This is a genomic window from Arenimonas alkanexedens (genome assembly GCF_054781355.1).
Window position 1 is genome coordinate 291,740 of record NZ_BAAGUO010000003.1, and the last position, 18,097, is coordinate 309,836.

Annotated in this window: 11 protein-coding genes; 9 read left to right on the plus strand and 2 right to left on the minus strand. The window is 68.3% G+C overall.

Annotated features, from left to right (window positions below):
- Window positions 1–55: 55 nt before the first annotated feature.
- The 4 genes from pepN (at window position 56) to ACYVGY_RS09385 (ending at window position 5,906) form a co-directional block, all read left to right on the plus strand.
- Window positions 56–2,662 (plus strand): aminopeptidase N, encoded by a 2,607-nt coding sequence (gene pepN, locus ACYVGY_RS09370; RefSeq protein WP_460457222.1) that lies wholly within the window; start codon window positions 56–58, stop codon window positions 2,660–2,662.
- A gap of 112 nt (window positions 2,663–2,774) precedes the next feature.
- Complete coding sequence (locus tag ACYVGY_RS09375) at window positions 2,775–3,749, plus strand: hypothetical protein (RefSeq protein ID WP_460457223.1); 975 nt, start codon at window positions 2,775–2,777, stop codon at window positions 3,747–3,749.
- A gap of 93 nt (window positions 3,750–3,842) precedes the next feature.
- The gene (locus ACYVGY_RS09380) at window positions 3,843–4,685 is read left to right on the plus strand and encodes a hypothetical protein (RefSeq protein WP_460457224.1); all 843 of its coding nucleotides are present in this window, start codon (window positions 3,843–3,845) and stop codon (window positions 4,683–4,685) included.
- A 246-nt stretch (window positions 4,686–4,931) separates the two neighbouring features.
- Complete coding sequence (locus ACYVGY_RS09385; protein ID WP_460457225.1) at window positions 4,932–5,906, plus strand: hypothetical protein; 975 nt, start codon at window positions 4,932–4,934, stop codon at window positions 5,904–5,906.
- Between the two features lie 18 nt (window positions 5,907–5,924).
- On the opposite strand, the gene ACYVGY_RS09390 is transcribed toward ACYVGY_RS09385, so the two are convergent.
- On the minus strand, window positions 5,925–6,848 hold the full coding sequence (locus ACYVGY_RS09390) for a DMT family transporter (RefSeq protein WP_460457226.1): 924 nt from the start codon (window positions 6,846–6,848) through the stop codon (window positions 5,925–5,927).
- Between the two features lie 122 nt (window positions 6,849–6,970).
- On the opposite strand from ACYVGY_RS09390, the gene ACYVGY_RS09395 reads away from it, so the two are divergent.
- The 5 genes from ACYVGY_RS09395 (at window position 6,971) to ACYVGY_RS09415 (ending at window position 14,264) form a co-directional block, all read left to right on the plus strand.
- Entirely contained in the window at window positions 6,971–8,065 is a 1,095-nt protein-coding gene (locus tag ACYVGY_RS09395; protein WP_460457227.1) for a hypothetical protein, read from the plus strand.
- Between the two features lie 447 nt (window positions 8,066–8,512).
- Window positions 8,513–10,390: a tRNA uridine-5-carboxymethylaminomethyl(34) synthesis enzyme MnmG gene (mnmG, locus tag ACYVGY_RS09400; protein WP_460457228.1), complete on the plus strand. Its 1,878-nt coding sequence runs from the start codon at window positions 8,513–8,515 to the stop codon at window positions 10,388–10,390.
- A 6-nt stretch (window positions 10,391–10,396) separates the two neighbouring features.
- Complete coding sequence (locus ACYVGY_RS09405; RefSeq protein WP_460457229.1) at window positions 10,397–10,993, plus strand: DUF2062 domain-containing protein; 597 nt, start codon at window positions 10,397–10,399, stop codon at window positions 10,991–10,993.
- A gap of 31 nt (window positions 10,994–11,024) precedes the next feature.
- The gene (locus ACYVGY_RS09410; protein WP_460457230.1) at window positions 11,025–12,239 is read left to right on the plus strand and encodes a hypothetical protein; all 1,215 of its coding nucleotides are present in this window, start codon (window positions 11,025–11,027) and stop codon (window positions 12,237–12,239) included.
- Between the two features lie 183 nt (window positions 12,240–12,422).
- Window positions 12,423–14,264 carry an autotransporter domain-containing protein gene (locus ACYVGY_RS09415; RefSeq protein ID WP_460457231.1) on the plus strand — a complete coding sequence of 614 codons (1,842 nt, stop codon included), beginning with the start codon at window positions 12,423–12,425 and terminating at the stop codon, window positions 14,262–14,264.
- 125 nt (window positions 14,265–14,389) lie between these two features.
- Here ACYVGY_RS09415 and ACYVGY_RS09420 read toward each other — a convergent pair whose 3' ends face one another.
- On the minus strand, window positions 14,390–18,097 hold the full coding sequence (locus ACYVGY_RS09420; protein ID WP_460457232.1) for a translocation/assembly module TamB domain-containing protein: 3,708 nt from the start codon (window positions 18,095–18,097) through the stop codon (window positions 14,390–14,392).

The following is an 18,097-nucleotide window of genomic DNA, read 5'->3' on the forward strand; positions in this document are numbered from 1 at the left end:
ATTGAGCGCGTGCTAGCCTAGCAAACCACGGTCACACCCCGGAAAACCGCTAAAAATGAGCCTTCCACGCGACGACGGCCACATCCACCTGGCCGACTACGTCCCGCCCGCGTGGCGAATCCTCCACGCTGACCTCGAATTCGACCTCGACCCGGACGCCACCGAAATCCGCGCCCGCCTGTCGCTCGAGCCCGACCCGGACCAGCCGGGCCAGGCGCTGGTGCTCGACGGCGAGGAACTCACGCTGCTGTCGATCGCCATCGATGGCCGGCCCCTGGATGCCGCCCGCTACCGCTACGACGGCCGCGAACTGCGCATCGACGGCCTGTCCGGCGCCTGCGAGCTCGAGACCTGCGTGCGCATCCATCCCGCCGGCAACACCCGACTCGAAGGCCTGTATCCCAGCGGCCAGCTGCTGCTGACCCAGTGCGAGGCCGAAGGCTTCCGGCGCATCACCTTCTTCACCGACCGTCCGGACGTGATGCCGCGCTGGCGCATCACGCTGCGTGCCGCGCGCGATCCGTACCCGGTGCTGCTGGCCAACGGCAACCCGGTGGCGCGCCGGGAGCTCGACGATGGTCGCCACGAATCAGTGTGGGAAAATCCGCATCCCACGCCTTGCTACCTGTTCGCGATTGCCGCCGGCCGCCTGGACCGGGTGACGCACTCGGTGCGCACCGCGGAAGGCCGGCAGGTCGAACTCAACGTCTGGGCCGATCCTGCCGACGTTCCGCGCTGCGACTACGCCCTGGGCGCGGTCGAGCGCAGCCTGCGCTGGGATGAGCGCCGCTTTGGCCGCGGCTACGACCTGGACGTGTTCAACGTGGTCGCCGCCCAGGACTTCACCATGGGTGCGATGGAGAACAAGGGCCTGAATATCTTCAACGCCCGCTACATCCTGGCCGACGAGGCTACCGCCACCGATGCCGACTTCCTGGCGATCGAGTCGGTGGTGGCGCACGAATACCTGCACAACTGGTCCGGCAATCGGGTCACGCTGCGCGACTGGTTCCAGCTCTCGCTCAAGGAAGGCCTGACGGTATTCCGCGACAGCGAATTCAGCGCCGACCTGCATTCGCGCGCGATCAATCGGATCGAAGCGGTGCGCGTGCTGCGGGGTCGCCAGTTCGCCGAGGATTCCGGCGCACTGGCGCATCCGGTCCGGCCCGATCGCTACCGAGAAATCAGCAACTTCTACACCCTGACCATCTACGAGAAGGGCGCCGAGGTCATTCGCCTGCTGCACACGCTGCTGGGCGAGTCCGTTTTTCGCGAGGGCATGGATCGCTACTTCGCCGACAACGACGGCCGCGCGGCGACCATCGAGGACTTCCTGGCCGCGCACGCCGCCGCCAGCGGGCGGGATCTCTCACAGTTCGCGCGCTGGTACGCCCAGGCGGGCACGCCCGAGCTGACGATCCGCGAAGACTTCGATGCCGGCACCGGCGACTACCGGCTGACCGTTGACCAGCACACGCCACCGACGCCAGACCAGCCGGACAAGCTGCCCCTGCTGCTGCCGCTTCGCTATGCGCTCTACGACGGCGAAGGTCATCCGATTACGGCGCTGCCCGAGACCGACGCCGTGGTGCGCGGCGACCTCGTCGAGCTGGTCGCATCGCGGCATGTGCTGCGCTGGAGTGGTCTGGCCGGCAAGCCGCTGGCCGCCTTCAACCTGGGCTTCGCGGCGCCAGTGAAGCTGAACTTCCCGCAGCCATCGGCCGAGCTGGCGCGCTGCGTGCAGATCGAAAGCGACGAGTTCTTCCGCTGGGACGGCCTGCAGCGCCTCGCCACGCTGGCGATGCTGGACGAGGATCCCGCTGCGGCCGCTTCCCTGCAGGCGGCGCTTGCGGACTTGCTGGCGGACGATGCCGCCGATCCGGCCTTCGTGGCCGAATGCCTGGCGCTGCCCGACTTCGACACCTTGGCCGATGCGGTCGCGGTGGTGGATGTGGCGGCACTGATGGGCGCGCGCAACGCGCTGCTCGACCGACTGGCCCGGGCACTGGCGCTTCCCCTGCAGGCACGCTACGACGCACTGGCCGCACCGGCCGCGCAGGGGCTCGACGGCACGGCGATGGCGGCGCGTGCGCTGCGCAATGCCTGCCTGGCTTGGCTGACGCGTCTCGATCCGCAGGCGGTGCTGGCGCAGCGGCAGTTCGACAGCGCCCACACCATGACCGAGCGCGCCGCTGCGCTGCGCGGCCTGATGCATTTCGCGGCGCCCGGCGCCGCCTCGGCCTTGGCCAGCTTCCGTACGCAGTTCGCCAGCGATCCTTTGGTGACCGATAAATGGCTGGCTCTGGTGGCGACCCGGCCCGATGCCTCGGCTTGCGACGACGTCAAAGCCCTGCTGTCTTCGGACTGGTGGAGTCCCGCCAATCCCAATCGCGTGCGCGCCGTGCTGGGTAGCTTCCAACGAGGTAATCCACTGGCCTTCCATCGCGCCGACGGCGCCGGCTTCCGCCTGGTGGCTGAGCAGCTGGTCGCGCTCGATGCGATTAATCCGCAGGTAGCAGCGCGCTTGCTGGGTGGTTTCGAGGGCTGGCGCCGACTGGCGGAGCCCCTGCGCACGGTGGCGCGCGAGACCTTGGCCTCGTTGGATGGCCGGCTGGATTCGCCGGACTGTCGCGACCTGCTGGCTCGCCTGGGCGAGGGCTGATCCCGCGCCGGGGAGTCAGTCCCCGACGACGCGTGGCGGTGTTGGGCGGGTTCTTGCGTGGGTGCAGGGGAAAGAACTCTTTCTCTTGGCAAGAACCTCGCGAGGAACCCGCATGAAGATCAAGCAGATGGTCCTGGTGGCCGGCATGGCCGCGGCGCTGGCGGCCACGGCCGGAGCGGCCAGCGAACTGACCCGCGAAGACATCGCGCAGCAGATCGTGACCCAGTGGTCCGGCTACGTCGACAAGACATTCCCGATCGGCGTGGACGCCTGGTCGGTCGAAATGGCGCCGGCTTTCGCCGAGGCTTCGATGGAGGAGCTACGCGCGGCCGCCGGGGCAACCGACTTCGAAGACATGAATAGCCACCTGCTGGGCCTCAAGCCGCGGGACGCGACCCAGGCGCTGGGAGACGCGGCGGCCGACCTGGTGTTCGTGCCGGTAACGCCCTGCCGTTTGTTTGATACCCGCCTGGCCGGCGGTGTAATCCTGGCCAATACGGTGCGCAACTTCGACATCAACGCTATTGCCTCGTACACCAGCCAGGGCGGTGATGCCAGCAACTGCAACATTGGCAACCAGGGGGCCTTCGCCGCCGCGGTCATCAACCTCACCGTGGTCACCCCGAACATAGCTGGCTTCATCACGGCCTTCCCCTTCTCCGAGCCGCAGCCGCTGGCGTCGAGCCTGAACTACGTCGCTGGCGATATCGTCGGCAATGAAGTCATCGTCAAGCTTGACCAGACCAACTCAACCTCGGAGCTCAGCGTCTACAGCTTCGCGCAGACGCATCTGGTGGGCGACGTCGTGGGCTATTTCGCCGCGCCGCGCGCTACCGAGATTGACTGCGTGGAAGCGAGCGGGAGGCCCGTAGACATCCTGGCCGGCGAGACTAGGGGGTTTACTGGCGGTGCCTGCCGCGCTGGCTACACGAGCGTAGGTGGCGGCTGCGCCACGCAGTCCTCAGGCGGTCGCGTGATCGGCTCCCAGGCGCTGCCCTCGAATCACACGTGCACCTACAAGAACATGAGTACCGGCACGATTACCGCCACCGCCTATTCGCGCTGCTGTCGGGTACCAGGCCTCTGAAGGCAATCGAAACGCCGATTCTTGTCTGGAATCGGAGCTAGCCCGCCAACAGGCGCGCTCCGGCCCTACTCAACGCCCCAACGAGGAACCCACATGAAGATCAAGCAGATGGCCCGAGCCGCCGGTATGGCGGTGGCCCTGGCGGCCACGGCCGCCGCCGCCGGCGAGGTCGACGTCAACGATGTGAACAGCCCACTTCTGGGTGCCAAGCCGCGGGCGGGGCTCGACGCGCTGGGTGACGTGGCCGCAGACCTGGTATTCGTGCCGGTGACGCCCTGCCGCCTGTTCGACACTCGGGTTTACCCGATTTTCGGCGGTCAAACCTACGCCTGGCCTATCCCGCCCAATTCGCTGCGAAGGTTCGAAGTCACCTCGGTCTCGTCGTACGCAAGCCAAGGCGGCGCCGACAACGACTGCGGGGTTGGAAATCAGGGTGAATTCGCGGCGGCGGTCATCAATATTACTGCGGTCAATCCGGCGGCCGATGGTTATTTGACGGCTTTCCCAGCCAATGAAGGCATTCCCTTGGCTTCGAGCTTGAACTATTCCGCCGGCGACATCGTCGGCAATGAAGTCATCGTCAAACTCAACCAGGACATTCCCTTGGAGCTGAGTGTCTTCAGCTACGCTCAGAGCGACGTCGTGGGAGACATCGTCGGCTACTTCAGGGCGCCGCAGGCAACCCCACTGCAGTGCGTCGACAAAGCCAGCGCAGCCGCCAACATCGCGCCCGGGGCTTGGCTGGGGATCAGTTCGGGTGCCTGCGATGCCGGCTATTCGCTCGTCAGCGGCAGCTGCAACGGCGCGTTCGGCGACGGTCGGCTGATCACCACTCGGACACGGGCCACAGATCATTTCTGCACGTATCGCAACCTGGGCACCGTTTCGATGCAGGCTTTTGCCTACGCGCGCTGCTGCCGGGTACCCGGCCGCTGAGGGGGTCGGGCCAGACAGTGGGGCGTATGCCGGCGTTTCCACCGGTGGACAAAGGGCCCTTGGGCTCACTGATGCGTGCGACATAGGCGGCGTTGAGGCCCCCTCGGCGAACGTTCCCGCCCGTCATCCGAGCCGGTTTTAGGGCGGGCGGCCTGTTTGGGCGGCTATGTGCGTTGTATGTAGAAGCCGAGGTTGCCCACTACCGGCCAATTTCCGGCCCTTTCAACACCAAAGCGAGGAACGAACATGAAAATCAAGCAGATGGCCCTGATGGCCGGTATGGCGGCGGCCCTGGCGGCCACGGCCGGTGCGGCGAACGAACTGACCCGCGAAGACATGGCGCAGCAGATCGTGACCAAGTGGTCTGGCTACGTTAACAAGACCTATCCTATCGGCGTGGACGCCTGGTCGGTCGAAATGGCGCCGGCCTTCGCCGAAGCCTCGATGGAGGAACTGCGCGCCGCTGCCAGCGCGACCGACTTCGAAGAAATGAACAGCCATATCCTGGGCTTGAAGCCACGGGATGGAACCCAGGCGCTGGGTGACGCGGCGGAAGACCTGGTGTTCGTGCCGGTAACGCCCTGCCGTTTGTTTGATACCCGCCTTGCCGGCGGTGTAATCGCGGCCAATACGGTGCGCAACTTCGACATCAACGCCGTTAGCTCGTACACCAGCCAGGGCGGTGATGCGTCCAACTGCAATATTGGCAACCAGGGCTCGTTCGCCGCGGCGGTCATCAACCTCACCGTGGTCACCCCGAACATAGCTGGCTACATCACGGCCTTCCCCTTCTCCGAGCCGCAGCCGCTGGCGTCGAGCCTGAACTACGTCGCCGGCGATATCGTCGGCAACGAAGTCATTGTCAAGCTTGACCAGACCAACTCAATCTCGGAGCTCAGCGTCTACAGCTTCGCGCAGACGCATCTGGTGGGCGACGTGGTCGGCTACTTCGCCGCGCCGCGCGCGACGGCGCTTGACTGCGTCGAGACGGTGAGCGCGGGCACCACCATCTCCGCCAATTCCCTCGGGACGCTTTCGTCGCCGGCCTGCGGTGCCGGCTACACCCTCCTGGCTGGCAGCTGCTCCGCCTCGTCGGCCAACGCTCAACTGATCACCACCCGGACGCGGGTTGGCGACCACTTCTGCGCCTACAGCAACGAAGGTGCCACCGAAGTCAACGCGACGGCCTATTCGCGCTGCTGCCGCGTCCCCGGTCGCTGATGCGACCCGGCCCGGGCCTTAGCGCCCGGGCCGTTGGCCCAGCAGGCTGGCGAGGCTGGAGCCGACCACCACCAGGACCGCGCCGGCATAGCCGGCCGGTCCGATTTGCTCAGGCGCCAGGCTGCCCGGCCACAGCGCCTGCGTTGCGGCTACCGCTGCCAAACAAAGCAGGGGCGTGGTCGCCAGGATTGCCGACACCCGCGAGGCTTCCCAGTGCGCCAGCGCTTCGGCGAAGGCACCGTAGGCCACCAGCGTGTTGAGCGTGCAGTAAAGCAGCAAGGTCCAGTGCAGCCCGTCGAGCTGCAGTAGCGTCGCGGGCCGCGCCAGCGGCAGCAGCACCAGGCTGGCCACGACATAAATGAAGAGCAACATTGCCGGTGACGACAGCCGAAGCAGCAGTTGTTTCTGCAGCAGTGCGTAACCCGCCCAGACGATGGCGGCCAGGACCACCAATCCCGAACCGAACAGATAGCCGCCGGCACCGCCGTCGAGCTGGTCGCGGAAAAACAGCCCGAGCCCTCCGACAATCGTGGCCAGGCCCAGCCACTGCCAGCCGTTGAAGCGTTCGCGGAATACGAAGATGCCGCCCAGCGCCATCAACAGCGGCGCCAGCTGGATCAGCAGCTGCGCGTTGGCGGGTGAGGTTTGCTGCACGCCCAGCAGATAGAAAACATAGTTGCCGATCAGCAGCAGCGCGGCGCCCAACAGCAGCAGCCAACGCTTGCGGTCGAGCGTGGCGAAACCGCCGAGGCCGCGCCGGCCCGCCAGCCACGCGAACATCAGCACCGCCGCCAGCAGGAAGCGGAACCAGGTCAGGGTGTAGGGGTCGACCTGCTCCAGCGTCACCTTCAGCGCTACCGGCAGCGTCGCCCAGCAGGCCGCCGTCACCAAGGCCAGCAACAATCCCCGCCGCCATCGTCCCGAAGCCTGGTGCAGCGACATAAGCGTGGGCTTCCGTTGGCTTGAAGGCGTCGAAGCGCAGTATGCGGTCGCGCGCGGGAAGGGTTAAGCACGGATTCACCGCCTGGCGCCGAGACTGGCCGCCATTCCGGGGGGAACACCGTATGTCGCATCGCATCGTCCTGTTCGTCGCCTTCCTGCTGGTCGGGCTCACCGGCTGTGTCAGCTACGGCGAGTACTACCCGGCACGCGACCGCTACTATCAGGACGGCGGCTACTACTATCCGGCCGACGACGGCTACGGCGATTACTACGAAGCGCCCGACGACCGTTACTACGGCTATGACCGCTACGACGACCCCTTCCTCTACGGCTATCTTCCGTTCTGGACGCTGGATCGCTACGCCTGCGGCGCCTGGCACAGCTGCTCGCCCTATTGGGACCGGTACTACCGGCGTCCTTATTCGGGCTGGAGCCTGAGTTTCGGCAGCCACTGGAGCTATGGACGCTGGGGCTGGTACGACGGCTATGGCTCGTCCTGGCACAACCCGGGCTACTACCGTCCGCACTATCCGCGGCCGCGTCCCGGCCATGACGGCCGGCCCGGCAATCGCCCGCCTCCGGGTCCGCCGCTTGACGGCACGGGGGTGGACGGGGACCCGCGCACGGTGCGGCCTACGCCCATGCCCCGCCCGGACTTCGAGCGCAATCGCATCGGCCGGCCAGTAATCACGGACCCCGAAGGACGCCCCGGGAATCTCGGCGGCCGCCCGCCTGCCCGCGACGTCGAGGAGGGGAGGGTGCAGCCGCTGCCGCGCCCGGACTTCCGGGACACGCCGCGAAAGAGGCCGGACTATGGCCGCATCGGGCGCCCGCAGCCGGTCGAGTCCGAACCGCTGCCGCGCACCCAGCCGCGCCCAGACTTCCGCGACACCCCGCGCAACCCGCCTGACTACCGTCGCTTTGAGCGGCCGCAGCCGGACCGTGCCGAACCCGGCCCGCCGCGCGCGGGCCCGGTGGGCCCCCGGCCGGCGCCGCGCACCGAACCGCGGACAGCGCCGCGCGACGCGTATCGTCCGGCGCCGCGCACCGAGCCGCAGACAGCGCCGCGCGAGGCCTATCGTCCGGCACCGCCGCCGGCCAGCCGGCCCGCGCCGCCGCCGCCGCAAAGCCGACCGTCGCCACCGCCGCGCGAGCGGGCGGCGCCTGAAGAAACGAGAGGTTCGTCACAAAACCGAGGTCGCGAAGTCGAAGATTAAGCGTTCTGCCCCGGATAGCGTTGCACCCACCGTTCGGGCAGCGCATCCTGTGGCCGCTGACTGACCCAGAGCGTCACTTCCTGACGCTCGCGATTGCCCCCGCATCGCTTGCTCGGCGCCCGGCACCAGGTCCCCTGGATTCCCCCTGTTCCAAGACCCGCCGGGCGCCGACTTTATCTTTACAGGGCTGCGAATACGCGCCCTTCTTTGGGAACGGACAAAAAAAGGGCCGGAAACTCCCCCCCGGGAGTTTCCGACCCTGGCATCCCTGTCGCGCGCCTGACCAGCCCCTGTTCAGTCTGGTCAACGCCCCCCGGCGTTGGCCGCGGCAGGTGCCTCTGGAATAAAGCATGAAGCGTGCCAAGGCCAGCCGTGCAGGCCGAGGCCGCGCGCGGGATAATTCGCGCCCCCTGCGGGCCAGCCCGCAACCCTCTCCGGATTGAGTGGATGCAAAGCTACGACGTCATCGTGATCGGCGCAGGACATGCGGGCACCGAAGCCGCGTTGGCCTCGGCGCGCGCGGGCGCCAGAACCCTGCTGCTGACCCACAGTCTGGAAACCGTCGGCCAGATGAGCTGCAACCCGGCCATCGGCGGGATCGGCAAAGGTCATCTGGTCCGCGAGATTGATGCGATGGGCGGTGCCATGGCCCGCGCCGCCGATCTCGCCGGTATCCAGTGGCGCACGCTCAATGCCAGCAAGGGCCCGGCGGTGCGCGCCACGCGCGCCCAGGCCGATCGGGTTCTGTACCGCCAGGCGATCCGGCGCATCGTCGAGAACCAGCCGAACCTGTCGCTTTTCCAACAGGCGGTGGACGATCTGGTGATCGACGGCGACCGCATCGCCGGCGTCATGACCCAAGGCGGCCTTCGCTTCGACGCGCCCGCGGTGGTGCTCACCGCCGGCACCTTCCTGGCCGGTCGCATCCACGTGGGCATGGTGAACTACCCCGGCGGCCGCGCCGGCGATCCGCCCGCGACCACCTTGGCCCAGCGCCTGCGTGAGCGTGAGTTCGCCGTGGACCGGCTCAAGACGGGCACGCCGCCGCGCATCGATGGCCGAAGCATCGACTACGCCGGCCTGGTCGAGCAGCCGGGCGATACCCCGGTACCGGTGTTTTCTTTCCTGGGCAGCGCCGCCGACCACCCGCGCCAGCTCAGCTGCTGGATCACGCATACCAGCGAACGCACGCACGAGATCATCCGGGCCGGGCTGGATCGCTCGCCGATGTATGCCGGCGTGATCGAAGGCGTCGGGCCGCGCTACTGCCCCAGCATCGAAGACAAAGTGGTGCGCTTTGCCGACAAGGCCTCACACCAGGTCTTCGTCGAGCCCGAAGGCCTCGACACCCACGAGGTCTATCCCAACGGCATCTCCACCTCGCTGCCCTACGAAGTGCAGCTCGAGCTGGTGCGTTCGATCAAGGGCTTCGAGAACGCTCACATCACCCGGCCGGGTTACGCCATCGAGTACGACTACTTCGATCCGCGCGGGCTGAAGGCCTCGCTGGAGACCAAGCGGGTGGAAGGTCTTTTCTTCGCCGGACAGATCAACGGCACCACCGGCTACGAGGAGGCGGCGGCCCAGGGCCTGCTGGCCGGCGTCAATGCCGCGCGCCGTGTGCAGGGCCGCGAGGCCTGGTCGCCGCGTCGCGACCAGGCCTACCTGGGCGTGCTGGTGGACGACCTGGTGACGCATGGCACCACCGAGCCGTATCGCATGTTCACCAGCCGCGCCGAATACCGGCTGCAGCTGCGCGAGGACAATGCCGATGCCCGGCTGACCCCGATCGGTCGTGAGCTGGGGCTGGTGGACGACGCGCGCTGGGCCGCGTTCTCCCGCAAGACAGAGGCGGTCGAACGTGAGCGCGCGCGCCTGCAGGCGGTGTGGGCCACGCCGGGTGGCGCCCTGGCCCGCGAGCTCGAGGCGGCCACCGGCATCAGCCTCAGCCGCGAATGCACGGCCCTGGACCTGATCAAGCGCCCGGAGTTGGGCTATGCCACGATCGCCGCCTTGCCCGCATTGGCCCCGGGCGTCGAGGACGCTGCGGTGGCCGAACAGGTCGAGATCGGCGTGAAGTACGCCGGCTATCTTGAGCGCCAGCACGATGACATCGCGCGCAGCCGGCGCAGCGAAGACACGCGCCTGCCGGACGACTTCGATTACGTCGGCATTTCCGGCCTGTCGTCCGAGCTGCAGGCCAAGCTGGCCGGCGTGCGTCCGGAAACCATTGGCCAGGCCCAGCGCATTCCCGGCATGACGCCGGCGGCCATCTCGCTGTTGCTGGTCTGCCTGGCCAAGCGCCGCGGCCGGCGCGTGGCCTGATCCGCGATGCCGGTCCGATCGCACCCGCTGCACCGGCAGTGGCTGGCCCGGCGCCGGCGTCTGCGTCGCTGGCTGCGGCCGCTGCCAAGACGCGCCAACGTCGCCCGCTATCCCATCATCAAGTGGTTTGCCGTGGCGGCGCGCAAGCGCCCCTATCTCTGGTCATTCAAGCGGGCGCACGTGCTGCCCTCGCTCTACGTCGGCGCGGTGCTGGCGATGATGCCGGTGTACGGCCTGCAGGTGGCCATCGGGCTGGCGCTGGCGATCCTGGTGCGCGGCAACCTCACCGTGATGGTTGCGCTGCAGATGGTTACCAACCCGCTGACGCTCGGACCGATCTACCTCGCCACCCACGCCTTGGGGCAATGGTTGATCGGGCTGACCGGCTATGGCGTCGGTGTCGGCGCGCTTGGTACCCGGGTCAATGCGCTGGTGCTGGGCGGCCTGGTCGGCGGTCTGTTGTTTGCAGTGGTGCTGGATCTGGGCTGGCGCCTGCTGGGGTGGGAAGCGCGACGATTCACGTCCCAACTGCGGGCCTTGCACCTACTGCATGCGCCCAAGGATCCCGAGCCCGAGGACACCGAGCCGCCGGCCGGCGGATGACAGCTCGTGCCCGGTTCTCTAGATTGCCGGCATGAAAGCACTCTTGGCACTGTTGTTCATCCCCGGGTTTTCGGCTGCGGCCACGGTCTCGAACTGGTCGCTACCGGCACCCGCCGGGGCCTCCCAGCCGCATCTCTCGCCAGCGCCCGGCGGCGACTTGCTGCTGAGTTGGATCGAGCGACGCGATGGCGGTGGCCATCGCCTGCGCTTCGCGCGCAGCACCGGCCCCGACGCCTGGACCCGGGCAGGCACGATTGCAGAAGGCGAGGACTGGTTCGTGAACTGGGCCGACGTGCCGGCCCTGCAGGCGCTGCCCGACGGCAGCCTCTGGGCCCATACCCTGGTCAAGAACGGGGAGGCGACCTACGCCTATGACGTGCGCCTGCAGGTGTCGCGCGACGGTGGCCGCGCCTGGCGCCCGCTCGGTGCCGTGCACGACGACGGCACGCCGACCGAGCATGGTTTCGCGACCCTCTGGCCGCAGTCCTCTGGCCAGCTGGGTATCGCCTGGCTCGATGGCCGCAGGACCGCCGGGGCGGGCGGCCACGACAACCACGACGACCACGCCAACCCCGGCGGCGCGATGACGCTGCGCGCCGCGCGCTTCGGGGCCAGCGGTGAAAAGCTGGCCGACGTCGAAATCGATGCCATGACCTGCGACTGCTGCCCCACCGACAGCGCGATCAGCGAGGGCGGGGTGCTGCTGGTTTATCGCGACCGAAGCGAGGCGGAAGTCCGCGACATCCACGTCACCCGCTTCGACGGCCGCGGCTGGACGCCTCCGGTACGGGTGAACGCCGATCAGTGGGTGATGCCGGGCTGCCCGGTGAACGGCCCGGCCATCGCCGCACGCGGCGCCCAAGCCTGGGTGGCCTGGTACACCGGTGCCGGGGCGGCGCCTTCGGTGCGCATCGCGCGCTCGGGCAACGGCGGCGACAGCTTCGGTGACCTGCGTGAGGTGGCCGCAGGCGACGTGCTGCTGGGCCGCGTGGACCTTGCGACCGACGCGCAGGGCGTCTGGATGAGTTGGCTGCAGGAAGCGGACGGCGTCCAGTCGCTGTGGCTGGCCCGCTTCAGCCCGGCGCTCGATGCGGAGCATTTCCGGGTCCAGGTGGCACAGCTGGCCGGCCGGGGCCGCGCCACCGGCGTACCGCGTCTGCAGCTGCGTGCCGGCGACGCCTGGTTGGTCTGGACCGATGTGGTGGATGGCCAGCCGCAGCTTCGCGGCGCCCGGGTCCAACCCTGAACGACTATACCTAGTGGTACGGATTCAGGCTTTGGATTAAGGTGCCGACATGCCTTCGGTTCGCCGGGGGTGAAGGTAACGGCTCAAGGGGAGGGAGTGCGTTCGGCGCGTGCGCCGGGCGGCACCTAAGGAGACCCTGGGCACGTGATCACGTAATTCACTCAGTCCGACAGGAGTTTCCCCATGCCCCGTTTCCATCGTTTGGCCGGCGCCGTAGCGCTTGCGCTCGGTTGCGCCGGCGCCGCCCAGGCGCAGCAGTTCACCGGTTTCATCGTCTTCGGCGACAGCCTCAGTGATTCCGGCAACATTGCCATCGCCCAGAGCCTGCCGCCCGGCAACAGCTTCACCACCAACCCTGACCCGGTTGCGGCCGAAATCATCGCCGACCACTTCGGCCTGCCCGGCGGCGCCTCGCTGGCCGGCGGCACGAACTTCGCCTGGGGCGGTGCCTGCGTCAATCCGGTCGGTCCCTGCCTGAACCCGGTGCCGAACGTTTCGCTCCAGATCGACCAGTACCTGGCGAGCACGGGCGGCACCCTCGACCGGAATGCGCTCTTCAGCATCTGGGGCGGCGCCAACGACATCTTTGCGTCGCTGGGCAACCCGGCCACCGCGCAGGCGAATACGGTCGCCGCGGCGACTGCCTACGTGCAGCAGATCGGCCGCCTGCAGGCGCTCGGCGCGCGCTATATCGTCGTCTACAACCTGCCGAACCTGGGCGCGACGCCGCAGTTCGGCGCCAACCCGGCCATCGCCGGTTCGGTGTCGCAGATCACGGTGGTTTACAACTCGGCGCTCAACGCCGGCCTGGCCCAGCTGGGTGACGGCCTTATCGCCATCAACACCTTCGGCCTGATCGCCGAGATCACCGCCAATCCCAACCTGTACGGCTTCACCAACGTCACCGGCCAGGCCTGTGGCGCCGGCTCGAGCTCGGTGGCCTGCGGTCCGGGTGGTTCGGGCCTGCCGTTCACCTATGCGCCGGGCACCAACGACACCTATCTGTTCGCCGACGGCGTGCACCCGACCGGTGCCGCGCATCGCATCCTGGCCAGCGTCGTGCTGTCCACCATCGCCGCGCCGATCCAGTTCTCCTACGCCGGTGAAGGTGGCCTGCAGGCCGCCGCCGACCACAGCCGTGCCGTCAACGACGAGCTGATGTCGGACTTCCAGCTCAACCGCGAAGTCGGTTCGGTCCGCGGTTTCGCCACGGTCAACTACGGCCAGCACGACTTCGACGACAACGCCGGCACCAACATCCTGGGCGGCGAAGCCAACGTGATGTCGCTGACGCTTGGCGCCAACCACCGCATCAGTGAGAACGCGTACTGGGGCGTGGGCATCACCCTGGGCAACCACGACAACGACGTGGCCAGCGCCAACCTCGACAGCACCGCGGTCATCGGCTCGATCGGCGGCGCGCTGCGCTTCGGTGGCGGCTACGTCAGCGGCTCGGTCAGCGGCGGCAGCACCAGCGTCGAGACCACGCGCTACATCCAGATGGGCCCGACGGTCCGCGAGGAGTCCGGCAGCACCAACGCCAGCCAGTACGGCGCGGAGCTCGGCCTGGGCTGGCTGTTCGGTTCGGCCGACGGCGTGCAGCATGGTCCGTTCATCGGTGCCAGCTGGATCCAGCAAACGGTCGACGGCTACGCCGAGGACAGCGGCATGGCCACGGCGATGAACTTCGCTGAGTTCGACCGCGATTCCTTCATCACCCGCGTCGGTTACCAGATGATGGGCAACATGACGAACAATGATGTCGGCATTCGTCCCTTCGCCCGTGTCGCTTTCAATCAGGAAAGCGAGGACGACCAGATCCAGGTCAACGGCGGCTCCAACTCGATGCCGGGTCGCTTCACCATCGGTGGCTTCACGCCGTCGCAGGATTGGATGAGCGCCGAGCTTGGCCTGCAGTTCCTGGTCGGCGACAGCACCACCGCCTACCTGTCCTACAACGGTCGCTTCAGCGACGACCAGCAGGAGCGCAACAGCTTCGGTCTGGGTCTGCGCACCACGTTCTGATCAAAGCTTTCATGCGCGAATGAAAAGGCCGCCTCCGGGCGGCCTTTTTTTCTATGTAGGAGGGCCTTCAGGCCCGAAGCTTTTCGCCGAGAAGCTTCGGGCCTGAAGGCCCTCCTACAGGAGGACTAGCGTTCGAGGCGCCAGTTCAGTGAGGCGGCGCTTTCGTTGCCCGATTCGATGCTGACGTCGAACCCGCGGGTGAGCAGGTACTTGAGCGTGACGACCTGGCCGGTGCCGATCAGGGAGACGCCGTAGCTCAGGAACAGGCGCGGCGAGACGTACTTCCCGACCGTAAAGGTGGCGCCGCCGAGATTGCGCGAGTCCGCGACGCTGGCTTCGTCCAGGCCCAACTGGGCGCCGATCTGCTGTGCGACCAGGTTGCCGCCGGCGCCAAGCGCCAACGCGGCGGCGCTGAGCTGCTGGCTCTCGTTGCCGGTGGTGCTGCCCAGTGGACGGCCGAAGACCAGCCAGGACAACGCCTCGCTGGTGTCCATGGCGGGGTTTGAGGTGACCGTGGTCTGCGGACTACGAGCGCTGCCGCGCACCTGGACACCCACGGTGACACGGTCGAAAGCCCGCTCGGCGCGGATGTCCAGCGTCGGGTTGTCATAGGGCGAGTTGGCGAAGCCCAGTCGCGCGCGCTGGATTTCCAGCGCTTGGCCGTAGGCGCGGTAGCTGCCGCTGACGTCGAGCGTGCCCGAGGCGGTAGCCGGGCGACCTGGCTGCTCGCGAAGCGTGAGCGAGCCGCGCATGCGGCCGTCGAGGCCAAAGCCTTTGAGGCGGACATCGTCGCCGAGTGCAACCGTGAACCGCAGATCCAGCGGCAGGGCGCTTTCGCGTGGACCGTCGATCGGATCGAGCACGACGACGTCGTCCGAGACGGTCGCGTTGCCATCGAGTGCCTCCAGGTCCAGGCGTGCCTCCGGCACGTCAAGCCGGCCGCGGACTTCGAGTTTTTCATCCACCAAACGCAGCGTCAGGTCGGGGCTGGCGATGACGTAGAACTCGGCGGTGCTCGCCAGGGTCACCCGCTCGCCCTGCAGCACCAGCTGCAGCGGCGCCTCGCGGTCCCGGAAGTTGAGGCTGCCGTCGAAGCGAAGCAGGCCGTCGCCCGAGCGCAGGCTGCCGTCCAGACGGGCGCTGCCGTCGACATCACCGACCAGGGTGAACTCGCCGCCCGTCAGCTTCAGACCCAGGCTCGGCAGTTCAGCGTTGAAACCACCCAGGCGGGCCTGGCCGGAAATATCGGGTGCGGCGCGGCTGCCGGCCAAGGCCAGGCGACCCTGCAGGCGGCCGACGGGCGTCGCCAGGTCGGGTGAGAACAGCTCCAGCCAGGTGAGGTCGCGGACGTCGAACTGGAGCTGGCCTTTCATTGCCGATTCCGGCGCCAGACCGCTGAGCAGGCTGGCGGACACGCTGCCGCCTTCGACCAGGGTGGCCGTCAGGCTGGCCTCGAGCTGGTCGGCACCCAGCGTGGCCTGCAGCGACAGACCGGTGTAGCCGAAGACTTCGCGCGAGGCCTGCGGGCTAAGGCGCAGGCTGCCGCGATCGGAGCTGACCTGGGCCTCGCCGGACCAGCGGCCGTCGCGGCCGCGCTGGCCGCTGGCCTGCAGATCGAGCTGGCCGTCGGCGAACAGCGGCAGGGCGTCGTCCTGCGGCAGCCAGGGCTGGGCCAGAGCAAGTGGCAGGCGCTCGCCCTGCAGCGAGAAGCGATCGCCGCTGGCGCTGGCGCAGAGACGGCCGCCGGCTTCGGCAACCAGGCAGCTGCGTTCAAGCTGCAGGCCGCCGGGGCCGTAGCTCAGGTCGGCGCCGCCCTGCAGCGTCAGACGGGGGCCGGGTTGGGGGGTGAGTTCAAGGTTGGCGATGCGGGCGCGCCAGTCGCTGCCGCGGCGGCTCAGTTGGCCACCGAAGCCGAGCCCACCATCGGGGCCGGCGGCACGCGCGTCCAGCGCGAGGTCGGTCTGGCTGCCGCGCGCACGGAGCTCGACGGTGTCGGCAAGCAGGTTGGCCATGACGAACGCGCTGGCCTGCAGGCGGATATCGCCGGCGTCGCCGCGCGCAGGCAGGTGGCCGGACAGTGAGAAGGTCTCGGCGCTGGCGCCGCCCCAGGCCAGGTCGCGGCCTTGAAGCTCGGCGCTTAGGTCTGGCGCGCTGCTGGTTCCGCGCAGGGTGAGCTCACCTTCGATGCGGCCGCGGCTGCCCGCGAACAGGTCGGCGAGCTGCAGCGGCGTGAAGCGCGCCTGCAGGTCGTAGCGATCGCCGAAACCGCCGCTGGCTTGGATCTGGCTGTCGCCGATCCGAAGTGCTGCATCAAGATCACCGCGCTGGCCATTCCAATCCGCGCGGGCGCGACCACCGAGCGTTCGGCCACGCAGTTGACCGGCCAGCTGATCCAGCGCGGCACGGCCCTGCCAACCGCCGTCCTGGGCTTGGCTGGCGTCCAGCATCAGTTGGCCGCTCACGGCACCGGGGTAGTCGGCCAGGAAATAGCCAGGGTCGAACGCGGCGAGGGCGGCGTCGAGCTCCAGCGACAGCGTAGGCGACCACGCCACGCGACCGCTGCCGTCGAGGCGACCGCCTGGCGTGCGCACGCGCAGGGTTTCGAGCACCAGCTGAGTCTCGTCGCCTTTGCCCGCCAAAGTAATCGCGGCCTGCTCACCTTCGCGTGCCAGGCTCAGTTCGCCGGCGACGTCCCAGGCTTCGAAGCGGCCGCGTGCGGTGATGACGCCAGACAGGTCGACGGGTGCGGCGCCGGCTTCGGTAGTGCCCGGCAGCTGCCGCAGACGCTCGGTGGCCAGCCGCAGGTCGAAGCGCGGTGAGGAGCCTTCGATCTCCAACTCGCCAGTGACCAGCACTTCGCCGCTTTCATGGATCAGCCGCAGCGGGTCGGCGCGCAGACGCCCGGCTTCCAGCAGTAGTTGCGAGGGCGCCACCGACAGCGCCAGGTCGCCCTGCGAGAACTCGCCCTCAAGCGTTGCCGCGCCGCCGCGGCCGGCGGCTTCAAGCCGCAGCGCGATGGGCTCGGCCAGGACGCCCGTGAACAGGCCCGGCTGCAGCCCGGCGGCGTTGGCTTCGAGCCGCCATACGGGCGCCGGACCGGCGCCTTCTTCCAGCGTGAGCGACATAGCGGCTGGTTCGGGCAGCGAACCCGCGGCTTCGAGCACGAAGCGGTCCAGATCGCCGGTGCCGTCGAAGCTCAAGCGTGCCGCCGGCAGCAAATCGGTGGCGTCCAGCGCCAGACTGCCCTTGAGCGCGGTGCGGAAGTTGCGCGCGGGCAGGTATTCGCCAGTCAGCGACAGGCGGCCGCGCGCATGCGTGGCCGCCAGCGACTCGACACGAATTCCGTCTTCGGCCAGACGCAGGCCGCTGCCTTCGACCCGGACCAGCTCCAAGGGCGCGCTGTCGCCCTGCCTGAGCGAGAAACCGTTGACCTTGAAGCGCGTGGCGCGCAGGTCCAAGGGCACGGCCAGGCGCGGCAGTACGTCGGGCCATTCGGGCAGCGCGAAGGGCTCGTCCGGCCCGGCGTCGAGGATCAGTTCGGCCGCGTCCAGCTCGATCGCGTCGAGCTGCAGCCGCCGACCCAGCACCGGCAGCACCCGGGCATCGAGCAGGATGCGGCGAGCGCGAAACTCCAGGCCGTCCTGGCGATAGACGAAGTCGTTGAGCACCAGCGGGCCTGCCACCGTACCCTCGGCGCTGGAATACTGCACGGCATCCGGCGGCAGCAGGCCCAGCACCCGGCCCAGAAGCTGTTCGCGGCCGCCGCCGGTGGCCAGCAGCCAGTACAGCAGTACGCCGGCCGCCAGCACCAGCAGGCCGGTGCCGATGCCCAC